Genomic DNA, 23,866 nt, shown 5'->3' with positions numbered 1-23,866 from the left:
CGGACACGCGGACCATGATCGACGGTTCATGTGTCTGTAATCAACCATTTGTGGAGCTTTTCGCCCCTATGGTTCGAGATGGCTGTGTCCGTGCCTCAAGTGGAGTCGGGCTTGCGCATGCGGCATACGATGCTGCGTATGACGCAAGACGATGGCGAGCTCGACGCGCTGGTACGCAAACGGATCCGCGCTCTGCGCATGGCTCAGGGCTGGTCCCTGGACGAGCTGGCCACCCGCGCCCAGCTCAGCCCGTCCACCCTCAGCCGTATCGAGAACGGCCAGCGCAGACTCGCCCTGGACCAGCTCGTCACCCTGGCCCGCGCCCTGGACACCACGCTCGACCAACTGGTCGAGACCGCCACCGACGACGTCATCACCAGCCCGACGATCGACGCGGCCCGTGGCCAGATGCGGTGGCCCGTCCGCGCGGACCCCGGCATGACCGTCGTGCGCCGGCGCATGACGGACCCGCCGCCGGAGAGTCCCTCGAGCATGCGTGCCCACCCCGGCCGCGAATGGCTCGTCGTCCTGTCCGGCACGGCGGTCCTGCTCCTGGGCAACCGGCGGATTCGTGTGGAGACCAACCAGGCTGCCGAGTTCCCGACGATGCTCCCGCACGCCATCGGCGCCGAGGGCGGACCCTGCGAGATCCTGGGAATCTTCGACCGCGACGCCCGCCGCGGCCACCAACGCGGCGAGGGCACCGAAGGCGCGAGCCGCTCGCGAGGATGAAACCCCCACGCGCGCGCTCGTCCTCGCGCCGAACGGTCGCAGCGCACCGCGGGCCGCCACGCGCGCTCGTCCTCGCGCCGAACGGCCGCAGCGCACCGCGGGCCGGGACCTGCTTGCGCGGTCGGCAGCCCAGGCGGCCATCGTCTTGCTCTTTCGGAAAGCGCTCGTGCCGCACGCTCTTGATCCTCATAGCGTGGCCGCCATGACACACGCATCCCGGCACGCAGTACACGACCACAGCGCGCATGCGGTCCACGCGCACGAACAGGACCACGACACCGGCGTCCAGGCGGAGATCCTCGATCTGGACGCGGAAGTGCTCGCCGAGCACACCGCCTCCATCACCGCCTGGCTGCCCGTCGCAGCCACTCCCCGGCACATCGTGGATCTGGGCTGCGGAACCGGAGCCGGTACCCTCGCCCTGCTCGACCGCTTCCCCGACGCGGAGGTGAGCGCCGTCGACACCTCGATCAGCCACCTCGACCGCCTGCGGGAGAAGGCCGGGGAGAAGGGCCTGGCCGACCGGGTGCACACCGTCAGGGCCGACCTCGACGAGGCCTGGCCCGACCTCGGCACCCCGGAACTGGTGTGGGCCTCAGCCTCCATGCACCACATGGCCGACCCCGACCGGACGCTGCGCCAGGTCCACGACATGCTCGCGCCGGGCGGCCTGTTCGCCGTCGTCGAGCTGGCCGGCTTCCCGCGCTTCCTGCCCGAGGACGCCCCGGAGGACCGTCCTGGACTCGAGGAGCGTTGCCACGCCGTACTCGACCAGCGCCATGCCGATAAGGTGTCGCACCGCGGCGCCGACTGGGGGCCGAAGCTGACCGCGGCCGGCTTCACCGTCGAAGGCCTGCGCACCATCACCGTGCACATCGGCCCGCCCCCTACCGATGCGGTGGGGCGGTACGCGCTGACCAGCCTGCGCCGCGTGCGCGACGGTGTCGCCCAGGCGCTGACGGCCGAGGACCGCACCGCGCTCGACCGGCTGCTCGACACCGACAGCCCGCACAGCATCCTGCGTCGCGACGATCTGACCGTACGCACCGAACGCATGGTGTGGGCCGCACGACGTAGCTGAAGGCGCGCGCCGGGCACGCCGCACCCCCGGCGCCGCACGCACGCCTAACCGCGATACGCCTCCATCAGCCGCAGCCACACTTCGCTGATCGTCGGGAAGGCGGGGACGGCGTGCCACAGCCGTTCGACGGGCACCTCGCTGATGACCGCGATGGTCGCGGAGTGCAGCAGTTCCGCGACGCCGGGGCCCACGAAGGTGACACCGATCACGGTGCCACGGTCCAGGTCCACCACCATGCGGGCCATGCCGCGGTACCCCTCCGCGTACTGGACCGCACCGGCCACGCTGCCGAAGTCGTGGTCCACGACCTTGACCCGGTGTCCGGCGCGTTCGGCCTCCCGCGCGCTCAGGCCGACGGCCGCGACCTCGGGGTCGGTGAAGACCACTTGGGGCACGGCGTCGCTGTCGGCGGTCGTGACGTGCGTGCCCCACCTGGCTTCGTCGAGCGGTTCGCCCTTGACGCGGGCCGCGATCACGGCGCCCGCGATCCGGGCCTGGTACTTGCCCTGATGGGTCATCAGTACGCGGTGGTTGACATCGCCGACGGCGTACAGCCAGCCGTCCTCGACGGCCGTCGACCGGCAGGTGTCGTCGACCTTCAGCCAGTCGCCCGGGGTGAGACCGATGGTCTCCAGGCCGATGTCATCGGTACGCGGTGCCCGTCCGATCGCGAACAGGATCTCGTCGGCGACCAACCGCTCACCGTCCGCCAGTGTGATGGCCACCTCGCCGTCGGGTCCGTCGTCCCGCGCCACGGCCGTCACGGTGGTCCCGAAGCGCACGTCCACGCCCGCCTCGCGCAACGCGTCGGTGACCAGCTCCCCGGCGAACGGTTCCATCCGCGCGAGCAGACCGTCCCGAACAAGCATGGTGACCTCCGCGCCCAACGCATGCCAGGCGGTGGCCATTTCGACGGCCACGACGCCGCCGCCGACCACGACGAGACGCCCCGGCACGGCATCGGCGCTGGTGACGTCACGACTGGTCCAATGACGTACCTCGTCCAGACGGGGCAGGTCCGGCAGCGCCGGACCGGACCCGGTGCAGACGGCGACCACGTGCCGGGCGGTGAGGCGCACGGTCCCGCCGTCGGGGGTGCTCACGACCACCTGGCGGGGACCGTCGAGGCGGCCATGGCCCCGTACGAGGTCGACGGAGATCGAGGCCAGCCACTCCTCCTGGTCCTCGTCGTGCCAGTGATTGACGATGTCGTCGCGGTGGGCGAGGACCGCGGGGACGTCCAGCGGCCCCGCGACGGCCTTCCTCAGACCCGGCACGCGGCGTGCGTCGGCACGCGCCAGAACCGGCCGGAGCAGCGCCTTGCTGGGCTCGCACGCCCAGAACGAACACTCACCACCGAGCAGCTCGCTCTCCACGATCACGGTGCTGAGCCCCGCGGCCCTGGTCCTGTCGGCCACGTTCTCACCCACGGGGCCCGCGCCGATGACGACGACGTCGTATGTGCGGGAGGTGTCGTTCACTGTGCTCCTGCCGTCTCTTTCCGGTTCCGCGGTCCGTGCCGCGGGGGGCGGGCGCGACGGGTGTCACACGTGACCGCGGGGGCACGATCCCGTCAGCCGTTGAGCCTGTGCCTGCGGATCAAGGCACGGAGGAAGGCCATGGCCGCACCGATCTCGAAGGCCATGACCGCACCGGTCTCGGCCAGTTGGTCCGGCAACGCGGAATCGGCACACCCATCGGTGGCTTTCGGTCCGGCACTTGGCCCCGAGACCTCGCACGGCGAACAGATCAACTCCTTTCGAGCGTAACAACATGTGTCGCATGACGCCTTCCAGCAAGGGCCGGGGCCTGCCCTGCCTTGGCGGGGCAGGCCCGTTCCGATATATGCTTTACGGGTGCTTCTGTGCTGCTGGTCCCGCCCTGGCGGTCTCGACCGAAGCGGCCATGATTCGATTCCGTCCCTCGACGTCGTCGCCCGAGGTCGTGCCGCTCCCGGCGCGCGTCGCGCAGCCGTGAGGGAGGTCTCCCATGGACCTCAACACCATCACCGAAGTCGTCCGGCGGCCCTTGGACCGGCCGGGTGCCGACTGGCGTGAAGGCGATGCCTGGCTCGCGGGCGGAACGTGGCTGTTCTCCGCGGAGCAGCCGGGTCTGCGTCGGCTGATCGACCTGACCGCGTTGCGCTGGGATCCCCTCGTACCGAGCGAGACGGGCCTCGAGATCGGCGCCACCTGCACCATCCGCGACCTGTACGCCTTCGCGCCCCCGGGCGAGTGGCTCGCGGGCCCCCTTCTCGCCGAGAGCTGCGAGGCGTTCCTGTCCTCGTTCAAGGTCTGGAACGCGGCGACCGTCGGCGGCAACATCTGCATGTCGTTGCCCGCGGGCCCGATGATCACGCTGACGGTCGCACTCGAGGCGCGGTACGAGCTGTGGGCTCCCGACGGGTCCACGCGCACCGTCGACGCCCTCGACTTCGTGACCGGTGACCATCGGAACGTCCTGACCCCCGGCGAGATCCTGCGGCGCATCGAGATTCCGGCGCGCGCCCTGAGGAAGCGCGTCGCCCACCGTCGCTTCACACTGACCCGTCTGGGCCGTTCGACGGTGTTCCTCGTCGGCACGCGGACACCGGGAACGAGCGATCTGCTCCTCACCGTCACGGCCGGTACCGCACGGCCCGTGCGTATCGCCTTCGACACCGTGCCGGACGCCCGAACCCTGCGGCAGAGCATCGATGTCGTCCCCGCCGACGTCTGGTTCGCCGATCCCAACGGGACCCCCGGCCACCGGCGCCATCTGACGAAGCACTTCGCCGAAGAGATCCGTCGCGAACTCATGGGCGGAGGCGCGGCATGACGTACAGCGTGAACGGCAGGAGCTTCGACGAGGAACCGGAGCCCGGCCAGTGCCTGCGGACCTTCCTGCGCGCACTCGGCCACTACGGCGTCAAGAAGGGCTGCGACGCGGGCGACTGCGGCGCGTGCACCGTGTGGCTGGACGGCAGTCCGGTGCACAGCTGCATCACCCCCGCCTTCCGCGCGGACGGACACGAGGTGACGACCATCGAGGGCATCGGGTCACCCGGCAACCTGCATCCGATGCAGCGGCGGTTCCGCGACGCCCCGGGGTTCCAGTGCGGCTTCTGCACCGCAGGGATGATCATGACGTCGGCGACGTTCACCGAGGCCCAGAAGGCGGACCTGCCAAGGGCGTTGAAGGGCAACCTCTGCCGCTGCACCGGCTATCGGGCGATCGAGGACGCCGTGAAGGGCGTCGTCGGTCTGGAGACGGCCGCGCCGGGAAAGGCCGTCGGGACGAGCGTCGGCGCGCCCGGGGGCAACGACGTGGTGTCCGGCCGCGCCGAGTTCACGATGGACACCCACGTCGAAGGCATGCTGCACCTCAAGGTGCTCCACTCACCGCACGCGCACGCCCGGATCGTCTCGATCGACAGGACCGCCGCGCTCGCCGTCCCCGGCGTGCGGCGGGTCTACACCTGGCAGGACGTGCCGCGCAAACGCTTCACCACGGCGATCCACACCGACCATCTCGTGGACCCCGACGACACCTTCATCCTCGACGACACGGTCCGCTTCGTCGGTCAGCGCGTCGTCGCGGTGCTGGCCGACACGGTCGCGGCCGCGGAAGAGGGCTGCCGACGGGTCGTCGTGGAGTACGAGGTCCTGCCGGCCGTCCTCGACCCCGAAGAGGCGATGGCCGAGGGAGCGCCCCAACTGCACGGCGCGGAGGACCCGTTCGTCCGCGATCCCGTCCACAACATCCTGCTGGAGATCCATTCGCACATCGGCGACGTCGACGCGGGGTTCGCCGCGGCCGACGTGATCCACGAAGGTACGTACTTCTCACCGCGGGTGCAGCACGCGCATCTCGAGACCCACGGCTCGATCGCCTGGATGGAGAACGGCCGCCTGAACGTCCGCACCAGTTCGCAGTCGCCGTCGATCGCGAAGGGCAAACTCGCCCATCTCTTCGGGCTGCGACCGGACCGGATCCGCGTGTTCTGCAAACGCGTCGGCGGCGGCTTCGGAGGCAAGCAGGAAGTGATCTCGGAGGACCTGGTCGCGCTCGCCACCCTGGACACCGGGCGGCCCGTCTGCTTCGAGTACACGCGTGAGGAGGAGTTCACCACCGCCTCGCCACGCCACCCGATGACGTTGACGGTCACGCTCGGAGCGAAGGCGGACGGCACGCTCACGGCCTTCAAGGTCCGCAACGTGTCGAACACGGGCGCCTACGGCAACCACGGCGGCGAAACGCTGTTCGCGGGCGGCGCCGCCGTCATGATCTACCGCTGCCCCAACAAGAAGTACGACGCGTTCTCCGTCTACACGAACACGGTGCCGAGTGGCGCGCTGCGCGGCTACGGGATGACCCAGCTGGCGTTCGCCGTGGAATCGGCGATGGACGAACTGGCCCGCGCCCTGCGCATCGACCCGCTCGAACTGCGACGACGCAACATCGTGCGCCCCGGTGAGCCGCTCGTCGCCCTGCACGACGGCCCCGACGACGTGGTGTTCACCGAGGACGGACTCGGGAAGTGCATCGACCGGGTGGACGACGCTCTCGCCCGCACGGCCGATCAGCCCTCCCCGGGTCCCGGGTGGCTCGTCGGGGCCGGCGTCGCGAGTTCCCTGCACGAGACGGCGCCCCCGACCGAGCACATCTCCGAGGCGTGGGTCACGCTCGGCGACGACCTCGTGTACGAGGTGGCCGTCGGGACGGTCGAGTTCGGCGAGGGCACATCCACGGCGCACGTCCAGATCGCGGCAGACCAGCTGGGCACGACGCCGTCGCGGATACGCCTGGTGCAGTCCGACACCGACCGTACGGGATTCGACACCGGGGCCTTCGCGAGCGCGGGCCTCTTCGTGGCGGGCAACGCGGTGCTCCGCGCGGCCAACGCCGTGCGCGACCGCATCCTGGAGTTCGCAGCCGCGCGCACCGGTGTCCATCCCGTGATGTGCTCCATGGACGACGACGCCGTCCTCTGCGGCGACCAGCGGGTGTCCCTGGCCGAACTCGTCGCCCTGGCCCGGGCGCGCGGCATCCGGTTCACCGCCGCCCGCAAGGCCTATGGCTCCCCGCGAAGCGTCGTCTCCAATGCGCAGGGATTCCGGATAGCCGTCCACCGGGTGACGGGTGAGATCCGCGTCCTGTACAGCGTCCACGCGACCGACGCCGCAGTCGTCATCAACCCCGCGCAGGTGCGGGGCCAGGTGGAGGGCGGTGTCGCCCAGGGAATCGGCTTCACGCTGACGGAGAACCACCACGTCGACGCGAACGGCGTCATGGCCAACCCGAACTTCCGCAACTATCGCATCCCCACCTTTGCCGACATCCCTCGCACCGAGCTGCTCCTGGTGGCCTCCTCGGACTCCGTCGGGCCCATGCGGTCCAAGGGCATGGCGGAATGCTGTATCAATCCGGTGGCACCGGCGCTGGCGAACGCGCTCCAGGACGCGACGGGCGTCCGCTACCGCGCGCTGCCCCTGACCCCGGAGCGGATCTACAGCCGGCTCGGCGAGAACCAGCCGGTGCGGACGGACTGAGCCATGGGCACCGAAAGGCTCGGAGACGCCACGGCGACGGCGATCATCGGCCAGAAGGTCCTGCCCGGACACGAGCGGGAGTTCGAGACATGGCAGGAGACCGTCAACGCCGTCGCCGCCGAGTACACCGGCTTCCTGGGAGCCGAGATCTCCCCGCCGACATCCCTGCAGTCCGACTGGGTCGTCGTGTACCGATTCGACTCGATAGCCCATCTGCAGATGTGGATCAACAGCGCGACCCGGCAGAGTCTTCTGGAGACCGGCAGAAGCTACTTCGACGGTCCCGCGACCCAGCAGGTCGTCACCGGCGGCACACGGCCGAGGGAGGATCCGCTGGTGACCGTCGTGGTCACCCACCGCGTCCACCCGAACCACGTGGACGACTTCCTCGACTGGCAGAGCCGCATGAGCCAGGAGAAGAGCAGGTTCGAAGGCTTTCGCGGAACGGAGATCTTCCGGCCGGTCGAGGGGCTCCAGGACGAATGGACCACGCTGTACCGCTTCGACAACGCCGAGCATCTCAATTCCTGGCTGACGTCGGCCAGGCGGCAGGAGATCCTCGCCGAAGGCGCGAGGTTCAACGACTTCAGGATGCGCACGATCGACAACTCGTTCGGCAGCTGGTTCGCCTTCAGGGACAACGGCAGGGAAGCGCCGCCACCTTCGGAGACCAAGACGGCCATCGCGGTCTGGGTCGGCCTGTACCCGACCGTCGTGCTGCTCGCGCTCGCCCTGGCACCGCTGAACATGCCGCTGTGGCTCGGGCTGCTCGTGGGCAACCTGTTCTCCAGTTTCGCCATGAGCTTCCTCACGATGCCCTACTACGTGAACCCGCTGCTCAGGCGCTGGCTGCGGCCGTCGCCCGAGGAACCGCCGGCGAGGTCCAACCGCGTCGGCCTCGGCATCGTCGCCGTGGCGATGCTGTTCTGGGTGGCCTTCTTCTTCGTCGTCACGACCCAGATCTGGACCCTGCCCTGACAGGGGCGCGCACTCGAACACGTGGCGGTACGGCCTGTACGTTGAGGCCTGTACGTTGGCGGGAACCGAAGCTGTGAGGCACGACGTCGAGACATGAGCGCCGTCACCGAGGACCGGGACCCGGGCCTGTTCGGCCCCGGTTCGGTCACCTGGCAGATGCACGGCGACCCGATGATGTGGGTCGCCGGTGTCCGCGCGCTCTACCTCCAGGCCCTGCACCCGCGCGCCGTCCGCGGCGTCATGATCAACAGTGACTTCCGGAAGGACGCCTGGGGCCGGCTGCTGCGCACCGCGGACTTCGTCGGCACCCTCTCGTACGGCACCACCGAGGCGGCCGAGAAGGCCGGGGCGCGCGTCCGCAAGGTCCACCGGCTCCTCGGCGTGGACGAACCGGAGCTGCTGCTCTGGGTGCACTGCGCCGAGGTGGACTCCTACCTCGCCGTCCTGCGCCGCTCCGGCTTCCCGCTCAGCGACGCCCAGGCGGACCGGTACATCGACGAACACCGCGTCAGCGCCCGCCTCGTCGGACTCGAACCGGCCGAGGTGCCCGCCTCCAGGGCCGCGCTCGCCGACTACTTCAGCTCCGTACGCCCCGCACTCGAAGCCGGCGCGGACGCCCGTGTCGTCGACGACTTCCTGCGCAGCCCGCCGGTTCACCCGCTCCTCGTCCCGGCGCGGGACGTGCTCTGGCGGCGCGTCGCGGCGCTCGCGTACGACGCGCTGCCTCCGTACGCCCATGAGCTGTACGGCCGACCGGCGCCCTCGCAGGAGCGCGTGACCCGCCGGCTCGCCGCCACGGGCAGGGCCCTGCGCTGCGTTCCCGCACGGCTGCGCTGGCAGCTGCCGCCAGGTCACATCTTGAAGGCGATGGCCCGACTCGGCCCCGGGAGCCGCCCCGCACCGTACAAACTACGCAGACAGGCGGCCATACTGGACGGGCCGGGGAGGGCGTAGCGAAGCGACGGGGGCGACGGCACGCGATGGCGGACACCAGGCTGATCCACGGCCGGTACCGGCTGCTGGATCTGATCGGCCGGGGCGGCATGGGCGAGGTGTGGCAGGCCCGAGACGAGTCACTGGGGCGGCACGTCGCGGTCAAGTGCCTGAAACCACTGGGCCCACAGCACGACCAGACCTTCATCCGGGTATTGCGCGAACGCTTCCGCCGAGAGGCCCGGGTCGCCGCCGCACTCCAGCACCGGGGAGTCACGGTCGTCCATGACTTCGGCGAGGACGAGGGCGTGCTCTACCTGGTGATGGAGCTGCTGGAAGGCCGCAACCTCAGCCAGCTGCTGGAGGACAACAAGCAGCACCCGCTGCCGGTGTCCGATGTCGTCGACATCGCGGAGCAGGTCGCCGACGCCCTCGCCTACACCCATGAACAGAGCATCGTCCACCGCGACCTGAAACCCGCCAACATCATGCGGCTGACCGACGGCACCGTGAAGATCTGCGACTTCGGTATCGCCCGCCTCGGCCACGACATCGGGTTCACCTCCCGGCTGACCGGCACCGGCATCGCCATGGGCACCCCGCACTACATGTCGCCCGAGCAGATCGGCGGCGGCCACGTCGACCACCGCAGCGACCTCTACTCGCTGGGCTGCGTGCTGTACGAGATCGCCACCGGCGCCCCGCCGTTCGACCTCGACGACGCCTGGGGCGTCCTCGTCGGACACCGCGACACCCCGCCCGAGCCGCTGCGCACGCACCGCCCCGAACTGCCCGGCTCCATCGACCGGATCGTCCTCGACCTGCTCGCCAAGACCCCCGAGGACCGTCCGCAGGACGCCAAGGACCTGCGCCGCAGGATCACCGCCGCCGTCCGCACCGCGCCCGGCGCACCCGCTGCCCCGAACCCGGCGGTCCCGCCGCAGGTCCCGCACCCGCGGTCGGGCGAGCGAGACCTGCCGTCCTGGACCCGCGGCATGACCACCGGTCACAAGGCGGCCGGTGTCCATGCCCTCAGCGCCGTGCCGCCCGACCACACCGCGGGCCTCACCGGCGAGTGGACCACGGGCGTGCGGCTCCACGACCCCGTCCTGGTGCAGCCGCCCCGCCCCGAGCGCCCCACCCCCTCGCCCGAGCTGCTCGCCGTCCTCACCAGCCGGCACAACGCCGGCCTCAGCCTCGGGCGGCTCGGTCGCTGGGAGGAGGCCGGCGAGGTGCACCGCGCGGTCGCCGCCGAGCGCGAGCACGCCCTCGGACCCGACCATCCCGACACGCTCGCCAGCCGTTACGAGGTCGGCTTCACCCTCAGCAGGACCGGCCGCACGGCGGACGCGCTACGCGAGTTCGGCCGCGTCGCCGAAGGCCGCGAACGCACCATGGGCGCCGACCACGCGGAGACCCTCGCCGCGCGCCAGGAGACGGCGTACGTCCTCGGCCAGCTCGGCCGTCACTTCGACGCGCACCAGGTGTACACGTCGGTGCTCGCCTCCCGGATGCGGACCGTGGGCCCCGAGCACCCCGACACCCTGCGCTGCCGCCACAACCTCGCCTTCAACCTGAGCCGGCTCGGCCGGCTGGAGGACTCCTACCGCATGGCGGACGAGGTCGCCGCGGCCCGTGCCCGGGTGCTCGGGGCCGGGCACCCCGACACCCTGGTGACCCGCTACGAGGTCGCGTACGCGCTCGGCCAGCTGGGCCGGTGGACCGAGGCCCTGGCGACCTACCGGGAGGTCGCGGCCGGCCGCGCACAGACGCTCGGACCCGACCATCCCGACACGCTCTCCGCACGCTACGAGGTCGGCATCAGCCTCGGTCGCCTCGGGCGCAGCGCCGAGGCCCTGGAGCTGTACCGGGCCCTCGTCGACGACCGCACCCGGGTCCACGGCCCGGGCGACGCCGAGACCCTGCGCGCCCGCCACGGCCTCGGAGTCAACCTGGGGCGGCTCGCCCGCTGGGAGGAGGCGCTGGCCGAGGCCCGCGACGTCTGCGGGATCCGCGAGCGAGTGCTGGGCCCCGACCATCCGGACACCCTCGTCAGCCGCCGCGAGATCGCCGTCGGCCTGGGCTGGCTCGGTCACTGGGGCGACGCCCTCGCGGTCTACCGCCAGGTCGCCGAGGCGCGCGAGCGCGTCCTCGGCGCCGACCACCCCGACGCGCTGGCCAGTCGCAACGACGAGGCCCACTGCCTGGAGCAGCTGGGCCGGGGCGGCGAGGCGGTCGAGCTGTACCGGCGGGTCGCCGCCCTGCGCCAGCAGCGGGGCAGCCGGGGCCGCTGAGCCGCGTCGGCGGCCTCACCCGAACGGGCCACTCGGCCCTGTCACCGCGCCCGGCCCGCCCGCACACTGTGACCATGACGGACCTGGCCGAAGAGATACGGCGCGGTCGCGCCGCGCGCAAACAGGCGCCGCGCTCCTCGCACGGCCGCTGGATCCCCGCCGCCGGCCGGCCGGAACCGCTCGCCGTCCTCGAGGCGCAGGCCAGGAGCCGGGAGCCGGACCTGGTGCCCATCCGCTACGGCCGCATGGCGGTCTCGCCGTTCACGTACCTGCGCGGGGCCCCGGCCGTCATGGCCGCCGATCTCGCCGCACAGCAGCACACGGGACTCACCGTGCAGCTCTGCGGCGACGCCCATCTGCTGAACTTCGGCGTCTTCGCCTCACCGGAACGCGCGCTCCTGTTCGACCTCAACGATTTCGACGAGACCCTGCCGGGCCCCTTCGAATGGGATGTGAAACGACTGGTCGCGAGCGTGGCCGTGGCCGGGCGCGACAACGGTCAGCCGGACGCGCGGGCCTGGCAGGCCGCGCGGGCCGCGGCGGAGTCGTACCGGCTGTCCATGCGCCGCCTCGCGGGCCTCGGTGAACTCGACGTCTGGTACGAGCGGATCACCACCGAGGACATCGTGCCGCTGGTGCGGAAGATGGACCGCGAGCGCTTCCACTCCCAGCTGGAGAAGGCCCGCCGCCGCACCAGCCTCCAGGCGGTGGACAAACTCACCGAGACCGTCGACGGACACCGCCGCATCGTCCACGACCCGCCGCTGCTCGAAGCGGCGCCGGACATCGACGCGGCGGCCGTACGGAAGATCCTCAGCGACTACCGCAGCACTCTGCCCGAGGACCGGAGGGTCCTGCTGGACCGGTACAGGTTCGTCGAGGCGGCCCGCAAGGTCGTCGGGGTGGGCAGCGTCGGCACCCGTTGCTTCGTGGCGCTGATGACCGGCCGGGACGACGAGGATCCGCTGTTCCTGCAGATCAAGCAGGCCCAGCGGTCCGTCCTCGAACCCCATCTGCCGAAGTCGGCCTACCGTCACCAGGGCCAGCGGGTCGTGGCCGGCCAGCGGCTTCTCCAGGCTGCGAGCGACATCTTCCTCGGCTGGGTGAGCGGTCCGCAGGGCCGGCACTTCTACTGGCGGCAACTGCGCGACATGAAGGGCTCCGCCGACATCGCCACGATGTCCCCGACGCTGCTGCGCGACTACGCGGCGCTGTGCGGCAGGGCGCTGGCCCGTGCCCACGCCCGGTCCGGCGACCGGATCGCGATCGCCGCGTATCTGGGCACCTCCGACACCTTCGACCGGGCCATGGCCGCCTTCGCGCTCGCCTACGCGGACCGGACCGTGGAGGACCATGCGGCGCTTCAGGCGGCGATAGCGTCGGGGGCGATAGAGGCCGCCACCGGCACCTGAGACGGGCACCGCCGCGGCCGCACCTCTGGTCCGGGGCGATCTTCGCGTGTTACGAAGAGGCATGCCAGCAGCCTCTGCCGAAACCTTCAGCCGCTCCGTGTACGACGCCGTCATCGTGGGCGGCGGCCACAACGGACTGGTCGCAGCCGCCTACCTCGCCCGGGCGGGCCGTTCCGTCCTCGTTCTGGAGCGCCTCGGGAACACCGGGGGAGCGGCCGTCTCCACCCGCCCGTTCGCCGGGGTCGACGCCCGTCTGTCCCGCTACTCGTACCTGGTCTCCCTGCTGCCCCAGCGGATCGTCCGCGAGCTCGGCCTCTCGTTCTCGGTGCGCAAGCGGACCGTCTCCTCGTACACCCCGCTCGTGCGCGACGGCCGCGCGACCGGGCTGCTGGTCGGCGGGGACCGTACCCGTGAGTCGTTCGCGGACCTCACCGGCTCCGACCGGGAGTACGAGGCGTGGGAAGCGTTCTACGGCATGACCGGACGCGTCGCGGAGCGGATCTTCCCGACGCTGACCGAGCCGCTGCCGACGCGCGACGAACTGCGCGAGCGGGTCGGTGACGAGACGGCGTGGCGCATGCTGTTCGACGAGCCGATCGGCACCGCGATCGAGGAGAACTTCAGCCACGACCTCGTCCGCGGGGTCGTCCTGACCGACGCGCTCATCGGCACGTTCGCGGACGCGCACGATCCGTCGCTGGTGCAGAACCGCTGCTTCCTCTACCACGTCATCGGCGGCGGCACCGGCGACTGGGACGTGCCCGTCGGCGGCATGGGGGCGCTGACCGACGCGCTCGCCGACGCCGCGCGCGCAGCGGGCGCCGAGATCGTCACCGGTCATGAGGCGATCCGGATCGAGACGGACGGTGAGAGCGCGGAGGTCGCGTTCCGCACCGACGACGGCGAAGGCACGGTCGCCGCGCGCAAGGTCCTGGTCAACGCCTCGCCGCAGGCCCTGTCCGCCCTGCTCGGCGAGGAGCCCCCGCCGCCGGCGGAGGGCGCCCAGCTCAAGGTCAACATGCTGTTGCGGCGGCTGCCCCGGCTCCGCGACCACGCCGTCGACCCGCGCCGGGCGTTCTCCGGCACGTTCCACATCGCCGAGGGCTACGGCCAGTTGGCGACGGCGTACGCCCAGGCCGCGTCCGGCCGCCTCCCCGAGGCCCCGCCGTCGGAGATCTACTGCCACTCCCTGACCGACCCGTCCATCCTCGGCCCCGAACTCGCCGCCCAGGGCTATCAGACGCTGACGCTCTTCGGGCTCCACACCCCGGCCCGGCTGTTCGCCGCCGCTCCCGACGCGACCCGCGACGAGCTGCTCAAGGCCACCCTCGCCGAACTCGACGCCCACCTGGACGAGCCGATCACCGACTGCCTCGCACTCGACGAGGCAGGACAGCCCTGCATCGAGGCCAAGACCCCGCTGGACCTGGAGCGCGACCTGCGGCTGCCCGGCGGGCACATCTTCCACCGCGACCTGGCCTTCCCCTACGCGGACGACTCGACGGGCCGCTGGGGTGTGGAGACCGCCCACGCGAACGTGCTGCTGTGCGGGGCGGGCGCGGTGCGGGGCGGCGGCGTGAGCGGCATCCCGGGCCACAACGCGGCGATGGCGGCGCTGGGGCGGTGACGGGCGCCGCGGCCGGCGTGTGCGCCCTGGGCCGGCGGCGGGCTCCGGAGGAACCCGCCGCCGGCCCGGCGTCAGTCGCGTGACACCGTCCAGCCCACCGCCTGGACGCGCCCCGCGTCCCCCGGCCGCCGCTCGTCGAACAGCACGCGCCCACCGTCCTCGACGCGCAGCCCGTCCACGTACGCCCCCCGCCCCACGTACAGCTGATCCGTCGCACAGCGCCACCGCAGCCGCACCGCACGCCCGTGCCACCCGGCCAGGGACGCCTCCAGCCGGTGCCAGACCCGCCCGGACCAGCCGGTCACCGAGCCGGCGGGACGCGGTTCGGGCTGCTGCCCCTTGCGGGCGGTGGTGAAGGGCACCGCCTGCCAGGTGGTGCCCCCGTCGGACGAGGCCTCCAGGAAGACCTTGTCGGCGCCGGGCTCGGTGTCCCACCACAGCGAGCAGCGCACGACGGCACGGTCGGAGGACGGGGTGACCTCGGGCAGCGTGAGGGTCGCGGTCGTCGCCGCGGCCATGCCGGAGTACCACGCGGTGCGGCCCTCGTCGGGGCGTACGGCGACGGCCCGGGCGAGATGGTTCGCGGCGGCGACGCGCGGCGCACTGCCGGAGCGCCAACTGCGCACCGGATGCACGGAGTTGCCGAGCACGACGAGGAACGAGTCCGTCGACGGGTCGAGTACGAGACTCGTGCCGGTGAAGCCCGTGTGCCCGGCGGTGCGGGGCGTGGCCATCGCACCCATGTACCAGTGCTGGTACAGCTCGAAGCCGAGTCCGTGCTCGTCACCGGGGAACGCGGTGTTGAAGTCGGTGAACATCAGCTCCACGGACGCGCCGGACAGGATGCGCGCCCGCCCGTACGCACCGCCGTTGAGCAGGGTGCGGGCGAGCACCGCGAGGTCCCAGGCGCAGGAGAACACCCCGGCGTGCCCGGCGACGCCGCCGAAGCCGTACGCGTTCTCGTCGTGCACCTCGCCCCACACCAGCCCCCGGTCCAGGCCGGACCACGGCAGCCGGGCGTCCTCGGTCGCGGCGATCCCCGGCCGCCAGGAGGCCGGGGGATTGAACCGTGTGCGGTGCATGCCGAGCGGGGCGGTGATCTCGTCGTGGAGCAGGGCGTCCAGTCCGCGGCCGGTGATCTTCTCCAGGACCAGCTGGAGCGAGATCAGATTGAGGTCGGAGTACAGGTACTTGGTGCCCGGCGCACTGGCCGGCGCCTCGTTCCACAGCAGCCGCAGCTGCCCCTCCCGGGTCGGCTCCTGGAAGAGCGGGATCCACGCCCGGAAGCCCGAGGTGTGCGTGAGCAGCTGCCGTACGGTGATGTCCTGCTTGCCGGCCGCCCCGAACTCCGGCAGGTACGCCGCGACCCGTTCCTCCAGCTCCAGCGCGCCCCGCTCGATCTGCTGCACCGCGAGGATCGACGTGAACAGCTTGGACACCGACGCCAGGTCGAAGACGGTGTCCTCGGCCATCGGGATCTGCTGCTCCGGCGGGAACTCCACGCCGGTGTCGGTCTTCTCGTCGTACGCCGCGTAGCGCACCGCCATGCCGACCGGCCGGTGCAGGGCCACCGTCCCGCCGCGGCCGGCGAGCAGCACGGCGCCCGCGTACCAGGGGTGCTTGGGGGAGGGCGCGAGGTACTTCTCGGCGTCCGAGACGAGCTGGTCCAGATGCGTGGCGATCAGCCCGGCCCGCTCGGGCGAGCCGCGTCGCAGCGTCGTGCGCCGCCGCTCACCGCTCCCGCCGCCGTTTCCGCCCGGCGCCGCTGTGGCGGCCCCCGGGAAGGGTCCGATCACCAGCGCACCTCCCAGTGCCAGCGCGGCGCCGCCCAGCCGGCGGCGGCTGATCCCTCTGCCCGCCGAGGCATCCGTCATACCTCACCCTCCCTGAAAGAATCCTTCGTAGATCGCGCAACACGTGAAACTTTCTTACCGGGGTGAGGGCGCGTCAAGACCGGTCAAGAATCTGACACTGCATCAGAAAATCTCTTCCCTCGGCCGTTCCGCTGCGGCATCCTGCGCCCATGGAGACGGAGCTGAGCAAGAAACTGGGAGTCGAGCACGCCATCTTCGGCTTCACGCCCTTCCCCGCGGTCGCCGCCGCCATCAGCAGAGCGGGCGGCTTCGGCGTCCTCGGCGCGGTGCGCTACACCGCCCCCGGCGATCTCGCGCGCGATCTCGACTGGATGCAGGAGCACACCGGCGGGAAGCCGTACGGCCTCGACGTCGTGATGCCCGCCAAGAAGGTCGAGGGCGTCTCCGAGGCCGATGTCGAGGCCATGATCCCCGAAGGACACCGCCGCTTCGTCGAGGAAACCCTCACCAAGCACGGCGTGCCCGCCATGCCGGCGGGCGAGGCATCCGGCTGGCGGATCACCGGCTGGATGGAACAGGTCGCGCGCAGCCAGCTCGACGTCGCCTTCGACTATCCGATCAAGCTCCTCGCCAACGCCCTCGGCTCCCCGCCCGCCGACGTCATCAGCCGCGCCCACGACCACGGCGTCCTCGTCGCCGCCCTCGCCGGCAGCGCCAAGCACGCCCGCCGACACGCCGAGGCCGGCATCGACATCGTCGTCGCCCAGGGATACGAGGCGGGCGGCCACACCGGCGAGATCGCCTCCATGGTGCTCACCCCCGAGGTCGTCGACGCCGTGGGCCCGCTGCCCGTACTGGCCGCCGGAGGCATCGGCAGCGGTGAACAGATGGCCGCCGGACTCGCTCTCGGCGCCCAGGGCGTCTGGCTCGGCTCGGTCTGGCTCACCACCACCGAGGCCGACCTCCACTCCCGCGCCCTCACCGAGAAACTCCTCGCCGCGGGTTCCGGGGACACCGTCCGCTCGCGCGCCCTGACCGGGAAGCCCGCCCGGCAACTGCGCACCGAGTGGACCGACGCCTGGGACGACCCCAGCGGCCCCGGCACCCTGCCCATGCCGCTGCAGGGCCTCCTCGTCGCCGACGCCGTCTCCCGTATCCAGAAGCACGAGATCGAACCGCTGCTCGGTACGCCCGTCGGCCAGATCGTCGGCCGCATGAAATCCGAACGCAGCGTCCAGCAGGTCTTCGACGAACTCACCCGCGGCTTCGAACGCGCTGTCGACCGAATCAACCGCATCGCCGGACGGAGTCAGGCATGAATCAGTCCCCGAACGGATTCTGGGCCCAGGCCGCGGCCGACCCCGGCCGTACGGTTCTGATCGCGCCCGACGGCGAGGAGTGGACCGCCGGAAGGCTGCACGCCGACGTCAACCGCCTCGTGCACGGGCTGCGCGCCGCGGGTCTGCGGCGGGGCGACGCCTTCGCCGTCGTCCTGCCCAACGGCGTCGAGTTCCTCACCGCGTACCTCGCCGCGTCCCAGGCCGGGTTCTATCTCGTACCCGTCAACCACCATCTCGTGGGACCGGAGATCGCCTGGATCGTCGCCGACTCCGGAGCCAAGGTCCTCATCGCGCACGAGCGCTTCGCCGGCGCCGCGAGGGCCGCGGCCGACGAGGCGGACCTGCCGCCCGCCCACCGCTACGCCGTCGGCCCGGTCGAAGGCTTCCGGGCGTACGCCGAACTCCTCGAAGGACAGCCGGACACGGTACCCGGCGAGCGCACCCTCGGCTGGGTCATGAACTACACCTCCGGCACCACAGGCAGGCCCCGGGGCATCCGCCGCCCGCTGCCCGGAAAGCTCCCCGAGGAGACCTATCTCGGCGGCTTCCTCGGCATCTTCGGCATCAGGCCCTTCGACGACAACGTCCATCTGGTCTGCTCGCCGCTCTACCACACCGCCGTGCTCCAGTTCGCGGGCGCGTCCCTGCACATCGGCCACCGGCTGGTGCTGATGGACAAGTGGGCGCCCGAGGAGATGCTGCGCATGATCGACACGTACGACTGCACCCACACCCACATGGTCCCGACCCAGTTCCACCGGCTGCTGTCGCTGCCCGAGGACGTCCGCGGCCGGTACGACGTCGGCTCGATGCGGCACGCCATCCACGGCGCCGCACCCTGCCCCGACCACGTGAAGCGAGCCATGATCGAGTGGTGGGGCCACTGCGTCGAGGAGTACTACGCGGCGAGCGAGGGCGGAGGTGCCTTCGCCACCGCCGAGGACTGGCTGAAGAAGCCCGGTACGGTCGGCAGGGCCTGGCCGATCAGCGAGCTCGCCGTCTTCGACGACGACGGCAACCGCCTGCCGCCCGGCGAACTGGGCACCGTCTACATGAAGATGTCGACCGGCGGCTTCAGCTACCACAAGGACGAGGCCAAGACGCGGAAGAACCGCATCGGCGACTTCTTCACCGTCGGTGACCTCGGTGTCCTCGACGAGGACGGCTATCTGTTCCTGCGCGACCGCAAGATCGACATGATCATCTCGGGCGGGGTGAACATCTACCCCGCCGAGATCGAGGCCGTGCTCCTCAGCCACCCCGCGGTCGCCGACGCCGCCGCCTTCGGCATCCCGCACGCCGACTGGGGCGAGGAGGTCAAGGCCGTCGTGGAACCGGCCGACGGCCGGGCCGCCGGCCCCGACCTCGCCGCGGAGATCCTCGCCCACTGCGAGCGGCGCCTCGCGGGCTACAAGCGCCCCAAGAGCGTCGACTTCATCGACACCATGCCGCGCGACCCCAACGGCAAGCTCTACAAGCGCCGGCTGCGGGACCCCTACTGGGCGGGACACGACCGCCCGCTCTGACCCGGTGGGGGCCGCCATGGCCCCGTTGGCCCAGTACCCCGCGCGCCCCGCCCGGCGGCCTGGCAGCGTGGCCGCCATGAAGACCGGCACGACAGGGCTGGGGGCACAGTGGACCACCTGGGTGCCGGTGGTCGCCGCGATCGCGCTCGTCCTCGGCTGGGGCCGCCATCTCCCCGGTTTCGCCGTGACCCTCGTCGGTCTGTGCCTGGTCGGCGCGGTGCTGGCGGCGGTGCACCATGCCGAGGTCATCGCCCACCGGGTGGGCGAGCCGTTCGGCTCGCTGGTCCTCGCCGTCGCCGTGACCGTCATCGAGGTCGGTCTCATCGTCACCCTGATGGCCGGCGGCGGCGCGAAGGCGTCCACGTACGCCAGGGACACCGTGTTCGCCGCCGTGATGATCACCTGCAACGGCATCGTCGGGCTGTCCCTGCTGGTGGCCGCGGTGCGCAACCGTGTCGCCGTCTTCCACGCAGAGGGCTCGGGCGGGGCGCTCGCGACCGTGTGCACCCTCGCCACGATGACGCTGGTGCTGCCCACCTTCACCACCAGTCGGCCGGGCCCCGAATTCACCTCCGCCCAGCTGACGTTCGCCGCCGTGTCCTCGTTGTGCCTCTACGGGCTCTTCGTCGCCGTACAGACCGTCAGGCACCGCGACTACTTCCTGCCCGTCGCCCGCGAGGGGCAGCGGAGCGACCCCGACGAACACGCCCCGCCGCCCGGTGTCCGCCAGACCTGGTGGAGCGTCGCGCTGCTGTTCGTGGCGCTGGTCGCCGTCGTCGGCGACGCGAAACTCGTCTCGCCGACCATCGAGGGCGGGGTGGAGTCGGCAGGGCTGCCGAAGTCCGTCGTCGGGGTCGTGATCGCCCTGATGGTGCTGATGCCGGAGACCCTCGCCGCCCTGCGCGCCGCGCGCCGGGACCGTATGCAGACCAGCCTCAACCTGGCCTACGGTTCCGCCATCGCGAGCATCGGTCTGACGATCCCGGCGATCGCCCTCGCCTCGATCTGGCTGCCCGGGGCGCTGATCCTGGGGGAGGACGCCACCCACATGGTGCTGCTCACGCTCACCGCCGTGGTCAGCGCCCTCACGGTGGTGCCGGGGCGCGCCACTCTCCTGCAGGGCGGGGTGCATGTGGTGCTGTTCGCCGCCTTCGTGTTCCTGTCGTTCAGCCCCTGACGGCTTGCCCGTCGTTCAGCCCCTTACGACTTTCCGTCGTTCAGCCCTCGACGCCGATCGGCCGTCCGGCGGCCCCGGGCCCGGCGACGAATGCGCTCCTTGACCCGCGCGAGCGCACGGCCGAGGATCCAGCCATGGCAGCCTTGGAGCGACTCGTCCACAGCACGGTCGACGGCGTCCTGCGCCGCACCGCCCAGCGCGTCCCCGACCGCATCGCCGTCAGGTACGGCGACCGGTCCTGGACCTACGCCGAACTGGACGCCGCCGTCTCCACCGCGGCTGCCGTGCTGAGCGAGCGGCACGGACTGGGCCAGTACGACCGGGTCGCCGCCTACGGCCACAACTCCGACGCCTACCTGATCGCCTTCCTGGCCTGTTCCCGCGCCGGGTTCATCCATGTGCCCGTCAACCACAACCTGACGGGCGACGACCTCGCGTACATCCTCGACCAGTCCGGCAGTTCACTCGTCCTCGCCGATCCCGGACTCGCCGACCCGGTGCCGGGCCGCTTCCCCGTACGGGCCCTGCGCGACACCGGCGACTCGCTGCTGGACGCGCTGGCCGAGCCGGAGGACTTTGACACCGACCGCGACGCCCGTGACCTCGTACAGTTGCTGTACACCTCCGGCACCACCGCCCAGCCGAAGGGCGCGATGATGACGCACCGGGCGCTCGTCCACGAGTACGTCAGTGCCGTCGCCGCCCTGGACCTGGACGAGAGCGACAAGCCGGTCCACTCGCTGCCGCTGTACCACTCGGCCCAGATGCATGTGTTCCTGCTGCCCTACCTGGCCGTCGGCGCGGAGAACACCATCCTCGACGCGCCCGACGCCGCACAGATCTTCAATCTGGTCGAGGCGGGACAAGCCGACAGTCTCTTCGCACCGCCCACCGTCTGGATCGGCCTGTCCCAGCACCCGGACTTCGCCGGCCGGGACCTGGGTGCCCTGCGCAAGGCGTACTACGGGGCGTCGATCATGCCCGTGCCCGTACTGGAACGACTGCGCGAGCGCCTGCCGCACCTCGCCTTCTACAACTGCTTCGGCCAGAGCGAGATCGGGCCGCTCGCCACGGTCCTCGGCCCCAAGGAGCACGAGGGCCGGATGGACTCCTGCGGCCGGCCCGTGCGCTTCGTCGAGGCGAGAGTCGTCGACGAGGACGGTGAGGACGTCGCCGACGGGACGGCCGGCGAGATCGTCTACCGGTCACCGCAGCTGTGCGAGGGGTACTGGGACAAGCCGGCGGAGACCCGGGACGCCTTCCGCGGAGGCTGGTTCCGCTCGGGTGACCTCGCGGTCCGCGACGGCGAGGGCTACTACACGATCGTCGACCGGGTGAAGGACGTCATCAACTCCGGGGGAGTGCTGGTCGCCTCCCGCCAGGTCGAGGACGTCCTCTACACGCACCCGTCCGTCGCCGAGGCCGCCGTCATCGGCCTCCCCGACGACCGCTGGATCGAGGCCGTCACCGCGGTCGTCGTCCCCCGTGACGGCGTCACGGAGGAGGAACTCCTCGCGCACGCCCGCAAGGACCTGGCCGGATTCAAGGCGCCCAAGCGGGTGCTGTTCGTCGACGAGCTGCCGCGCAACGCGAGCGGGAAGATCCTCAAGCGGGAGCTGCGCGACAGGTTCGCCTGAGCGCGCGGGGCCGGCCGACTCCGGTCAGGGCGTGGGGGCCCGCCGGCTCTGGTGAGCGCGTGGGGCCCGCCGGCTCCGGTGCCGACCGCGGGTCCCACCGCGGATCTCACCGCGAGGGACGTGCCGTCACGGGCCGGTCGGGTACGGCTGTGTCTGCTGCGGATGCATGCCGAGCGGCGGCAGCCCGGAGCGCATGACCTGCTCCAGAGTCCGCAGCGCGTGCTCGGCCTCCCGGCGCACCTGCGCGGGCACGTCACCGCGTTCCGTGACGAGCCGGTCGTAGATCGGCGCCTCCTGCCACACAGCCAACCAGCCCTTTCCTCAAGCGAGTTCAGCTCCCGAGGACCAGGAGCAGCTGCCGAGCCTATCCTGTCGGCGGTGCCGCTCGGGCATCAGGTCGGCAGGCCCGCGCCCCGGGCCGCCGGGATCCGGCCGCCGAACCCGTGGCGGGACGAGGCCGTTCTACCGGAGGTCGACGATCCGCTTGATCTTGCCGACGGAGCGCTCCAGCGTCTCCGGATCGACCACCTCCACCGCCACCGACACCCCGATCCCGTCCTTCACCGCCGCCGCGATCATCCCGGCCGCGGCCTCCCGCTGCTCCGCGGACACCCCCTCGCGCGCCTCGGCCCGGACCGTGAGCTCGTCCATCCGGCCCTCGCGCGTCAGCTTCAGCTGGAAGTGCGGGGCGACACCCGGCGTACGCAGCACGATCTCCTCGATCTGGGTCGGGAACAGGTTCACCCCGCGCAGAATGATCATGTCGTCGCTGCGTCCGGTGACCTTCTCCATCCGCCGGAACACCCTCGCGGTCCCGGGCAGCAGCCGGGTCAGGTCCCGGGTCCGGTAGCGGACGACGGGCATGGCCTCCTTGGTGAGCGAGGTGAAGACCAGCTCGCCCTCCTCCCCGTCCGGCAGCACCTCACCGGTGAACGGGTCCACGACCTCGGGATAGAAGTGGTCCTCCCAGATGTGCAGTCCGTCCTTGGTCTCGACGCACTCCTGCGCCACACCCGGGCCCATCACCTCGGACAGCCCGTAGATGTCGACCGCGTCGATGGCGAAGCGCTCCTCGATCTCCCGCCGCATCTCCTCGGTCCACGGCTCCGCGCCGAATATCCCGACCTTCAGCGAGGTGGAGCGGGGATCGACGCCCTGGCGTTCGAACTCGTCGAGCAACGTCAGCATGTACGACGGCGTCACCATGATGATCTCGGGGCGGAAGTCCTGGATCAGCTGCACCTGCCGCGCCGTCATCCCGCCCGACGCGGGGATGACCGTACAGCCGAGCCGCTCCGCCCCGTAGTGCGCGCCGAGGCCGCCCGTGAACAGACCGTAACCGTACGCGACATGAACCTTGTGGCCGGGCCGTCCGCCGGCCGCGCGGATGGAGCGGGCCACCACGTCCGCCCAGGTGTCCAGGTCACCGTCGGTGTAGCCGACGACCGTGGGCCGTCCGGTCGTCCCGCTGGAGGCGTGGATGCGCCGCACCCTCGACTGCTCCACGGCGAACATCCCGAACGGGTAGTGGTCGCGCAGGTCCGACTTCGCCGTGAACGGGAAGCGGGCGAGATCGTCGAGCGAGCGGCAGTCCTCGGGCCGCAGCCCGGCCTTGTCGAACGACTCCCGGTAGAAGCCGACGTTCTCGTACGCATGGCGCAGCGTCGCCCGCAGCCGCTCCAGCTGGAGGGCCCGGAGCTCCTCGCGGCCGAGGCGTTCCCCGGCGTCCAGCAGCTGCGCCGGGTCCGTCAGATGCGTCAGGTCCGTCCGATCCGTCATACGGA

At 71.4% G+C, this 23,866-nt stretch carries 17 protein-coding genes; 13 read left to right on the top strand and 4 right to left on the bottom strand.

Annotated elements, in window-relative coordinates; translation table 11 throughout:
- Window positions 1-138 precede the first annotated feature (138 nt).
- Window positions 139-732: a helix-turn-helix domain-containing protein gene (locus ACIQMR_RS15685; RefSeq protein WP_401386497.1), complete on the top strand. Its 594-nt coding sequence runs from the start codon at window positions 139-141 to the stop codon at window positions 730-732.
- A gap of 202 nt (window positions 733-934) precedes the next feature.
- Window positions 935-1,813, top strand: a complete 879-nt coding sequence (locus ACIQMR_RS15680; RefSeq protein ID WP_401386495.1) for a class I SAM-dependent methyltransferase — start codon at window positions 935-937, stop codon at window positions 1,811-1,813.
- Window positions 1,814-1,857: 44 nt separating this feature from the next.
- On the opposite strand, the gene ACIQMR_RS15675 is transcribed toward ACIQMR_RS15680, so the two are convergent.
- Window positions 1,858-3,294 carry a dihydrolipoyl dehydrogenase family protein gene (locus ACIQMR_RS15675; protein WP_401386492.1) on the bottom strand — a complete coding sequence of 479 codons (1,437 nt, stop codon included), beginning with the start codon at window positions 3,292-3,294 and terminating at the stop codon, window positions 1,858-1,860.
- Window positions 3,295-3,802: 508 nt separating this feature from the next.
- Between ACIQMR_RS15675 and ACIQMR_RS15670 the strand changes: the two genes are divergently transcribed.
- The 7 genes from ACIQMR_RS15670 (at window position 3,803) to ACIQMR_RS15640 (ending at window position 14,588) form a co-directional block, all read left to right on the top strand.
- Window positions 3,803-4,630: an FAD binding domain-containing protein gene (locus ACIQMR_RS15670; protein WP_401386489.1), complete on the top strand. Its 828-nt coding sequence runs from the start codon at window positions 3,803-3,805 to the stop codon at window positions 4,628-4,630.
- Window positions 4,627-7,344, top strand: coding sequence for a molybdopterin-dependent oxidoreductase (locus ACIQMR_RS15665; protein ID WP_401386486.1), 2,718 nt, complete (start codon window positions 4,627-4,629; stop codon window positions 7,342-7,344). Before ACIQMR_RS15670 ends, ACIQMR_RS15665 begins: the two co-directional genes overlap by 4 nt.
- A gap of 3 nt (window positions 7,345-7,347) precedes the next feature.
- Window positions 7,348-8,322 carry an antibiotic biosynthesis monooxygenase gene (locus ACIQMR_RS15660; RefSeq protein ID WP_401386484.1) on the top strand — a complete coding sequence of 325 codons (975 nt, stop codon included), beginning with the start codon at window positions 7,348-7,350 and terminating at the stop codon, window positions 8,320-8,322.
- A gap of 93 nt (window positions 8,323-8,415) precedes the next feature.
- Window positions 8,416-9,276: an oxygenase MpaB family protein gene (locus ACIQMR_RS15655; RefSeq protein ID WP_401386481.1), complete on the top strand. Its 861-nt coding sequence runs from the start codon at window positions 8,416-8,418 to the stop codon at window positions 9,274-9,276.
- Window positions 9,277-9,302: 26 nt separating this feature from the next.
- Entirely contained in the window at window positions 9,303-11,549 is a 2,247-nt protein-coding gene (locus ACIQMR_RS15650; protein WP_401386478.1) for a tetratricopeptide repeat protein, read from the top strand.
- A gap of 74 nt (window positions 11,550-11,623) precedes the next feature.
- Complete coding sequence (locus ACIQMR_RS15645; protein ID WP_401386475.1) at window positions 11,624-12,961, top strand: DUF2252 domain-containing protein; 1,338 nt, start codon at window positions 11,624-11,626, stop codon at window positions 12,959-12,961.
- A 61-nt stretch (window positions 12,962-13,022) separates the two neighbouring features.
- Entirely contained in the window at window positions 13,023-14,588 is a 1,566-nt protein-coding gene (locus ACIQMR_RS15640) for a phytoene desaturase family protein (protein WP_401386472.1), read from the top strand.
- A gap of 71 nt (window positions 14,589-14,659) precedes the next feature.
- On the opposite strand, the gene ACIQMR_RS15635 is transcribed toward ACIQMR_RS15640, so the two are convergent.
- Window positions 14,660-16,462, bottom strand: a complete 1,803-nt coding sequence (locus tag ACIQMR_RS15635) for a serine hydrolase (protein WP_401386469.1) — start codon at window positions 16,460-16,462, stop codon at window positions 14,660-14,662.
- Window positions 16,463-16,611: 149 nt separating this feature from the next.
- On the opposite strand from ACIQMR_RS15635, the gene ACIQMR_RS15630 reads away from it, so the two are divergent.
- The 4 genes from ACIQMR_RS15630 (at window position 16,612) to ACIQMR_RS15615 (ending at window position 22,082) form a co-directional block, all read left to right on the top strand.
- Entirely contained in the window at window positions 16,612-17,721 is a 1,110-nt protein-coding gene (locus tag ACIQMR_RS15630) for an NAD(P)H-dependent flavin oxidoreductase (RefSeq protein ID WP_401386467.1), read from the top strand.
- Window positions 17,718-19,268, top strand: a complete 1,551-nt coding sequence (locus tag ACIQMR_RS15625; protein WP_401386464.1) for an acyl-CoA synthetase — start codon at window positions 17,718-17,720, stop codon at window positions 19,266-19,268. The genes ACIQMR_RS15630 and ACIQMR_RS15625 overlap by 4 nt, the downstream gene beginning before the upstream one ends.
- A 76-nt stretch (window positions 19,269-19,344) precedes the next feature.
- On the top strand, window positions 19,345-20,445 hold the full coding sequence (locus tag ACIQMR_RS15620; RefSeq protein WP_401386461.1) for a calcium:proton antiporter: 1,101 nt from the start codon (window positions 19,345-19,347) through the stop codon (window positions 20,443-20,445).
- 134 nt (window positions 20,446-20,579) lie between these two features.
- Window positions 20,580-22,082, top strand: coding sequence for an acyl-CoA synthetase (locus ACIQMR_RS15615; RefSeq protein ID WP_401386458.1), 1,503 nt, complete (start codon window positions 20,580-20,582; stop codon window positions 22,080-22,082).
- Between the two features lie 126 nt (window positions 22,083-22,208).
- Here the strand turns inward: ACIQMR_RS15615 and ACIQMR_RS15610 are convergent, their stop codons facing one another.
- Both ACIQMR_RS15610 and paaK read right to left on the bottom strand, forming a co-directional pair.
- Window positions 22,209-22,391, bottom strand: a complete 183-nt coding sequence (locus ACIQMR_RS15610; RefSeq protein ID WP_401386928.1) for a hypothetical protein — start codon at window positions 22,389-22,391, stop codon at window positions 22,209-22,211.
- A 153-nt stretch (window positions 22,392-22,544) separates the two neighbouring features.
- The gene (gene paaK / locus ACIQMR_RS15605; RefSeq protein ID WP_401386455.1) at window positions 22,545-23,861 is read right to left on the bottom strand and encodes a phenylacetate--CoA ligase PaaK; all 1,317 of its coding nucleotides are present in this window, start codon (window positions 23,859-23,861) and stop codon (window positions 22,545-22,547) included.
- Between the last annotated feature and the right edge of the window lie 5 nt (window positions 23,862-23,866).

This window comes from Streptomyces sp. NPDC091376, assembly GCF_044757085.1.
In the GTDB taxonomy this organism is placed as follows: domain Bacteria; phylum Actinomycetota; class Actinomycetes; order Streptomycetales; family Streptomycetaceae; genus Streptomyces; species Streptomyces pratisoli.
Note: the sequence above shows the minus strand (reverse complement) of the source record. Positions and strands in the feature narration are given on the sequence as shown.

What these genes read in the sequence shown, in the direction of transcription:
- ACIQMR_RS15685 (WP_401386497.1), top strand. Translation starts at nt 139, where the DNA reads ATGACGCAAGACGATGGCGAGCTCGACGCGCTGGTACGCAAACGGATC.
- ACIQMR_RS15680 (WP_401386495.1), top strand. Translation starts at nt 935, where the DNA reads ATGACACACGCATCCCGGCACGCAGTACACGACCACAGCGCGCATGCG.
- ACIQMR_RS15670 (WP_401386489.1), top strand. Translation starts at nt 3,803, where the DNA reads ATGGACCTCAACACCATCACCGAAGTCGTCCGGCGGCCCTTGGACCGG.
- ACIQMR_RS15665 (WP_401386486.1), top strand. Translation starts at nt 4,627, where the DNA reads ATGACGTACAGCGTGAACGGCAGGAGCTTCGACGAGGAACCGGAGCCC.
- ACIQMR_RS15660 (WP_401386484.1), top strand. Translation starts at nt 7,348, where the DNA reads ATGGGCACCGAAAGGCTCGGAGACGCCACGGCGACGGCGATCATCGGC.
- ACIQMR_RS15655 (WP_401386481.1), top strand. Translation starts at nt 8,416, where the DNA reads ATGAGCGCCGTCACCGAGGACCGGGACCCGGGCCTGTTCGGCCCCGGT.
- ACIQMR_RS15650 (WP_401386478.1), top strand. Translation starts at nt 9,303, where the DNA reads ATGGCGGACACCAGGCTGATCCACGGCCGGTACCGGCTGCTGGATCTG.
- ACIQMR_RS15645 (WP_401386475.1), top strand. Translation starts at nt 11,624, where the DNA reads ATGACGGACCTGGCCGAAGAGATACGGCGCGGTCGCGCCGCGCGCAAA.
- ACIQMR_RS15640 (WP_401386472.1), top strand. Translation starts at nt 13,023, where the DNA reads ATGCCAGCAGCCTCTGCCGAAACCTTCAGCCGCTCCGTGTACGACGCC.
- ACIQMR_RS15635 (WP_401386469.1), bottom strand. Translation starts at nt 16,462, where the DNA reads ATGACGGATGCCTCGGCGGGCAGAGGGATCAGCCGCCGCCGGCTGGGC.
- ACIQMR_RS15630 (WP_401386467.1), top strand. Translation starts at nt 16,612, where the DNA reads ATGGAGACGGAGCTGAGCAAGAAACTGGGAGTCGAGCACGCCATCTTC.
- ACIQMR_RS15625 (WP_401386464.1), top strand. Translation starts at nt 17,718, where the DNA reads ATGAATCAGTCCCCGAACGGATTCTGGGCCCAGGCCGCGGCCGACCCC.
- ACIQMR_RS15620 (WP_401386461.1), top strand. Translation starts at nt 19,345, where the DNA reads ATGAAGACCGGCACGACAGGGCTGGGGGCACAGTGGACCACCTGGGTG.
- ACIQMR_RS15615 (WP_401386458.1), top strand. Translation starts at nt 20,580, where the DNA reads ATGGCAGCCTTGGAGCGACTCGTCCACAGCACGGTCGACGGCGTCCTG.
- paaK (WP_401386455.1), bottom strand. Translation starts at nt 23,861, where the DNA reads ATGACGGATCGGACGGACCTGACGCATCTGACGGACCCGGCGCAGCTG.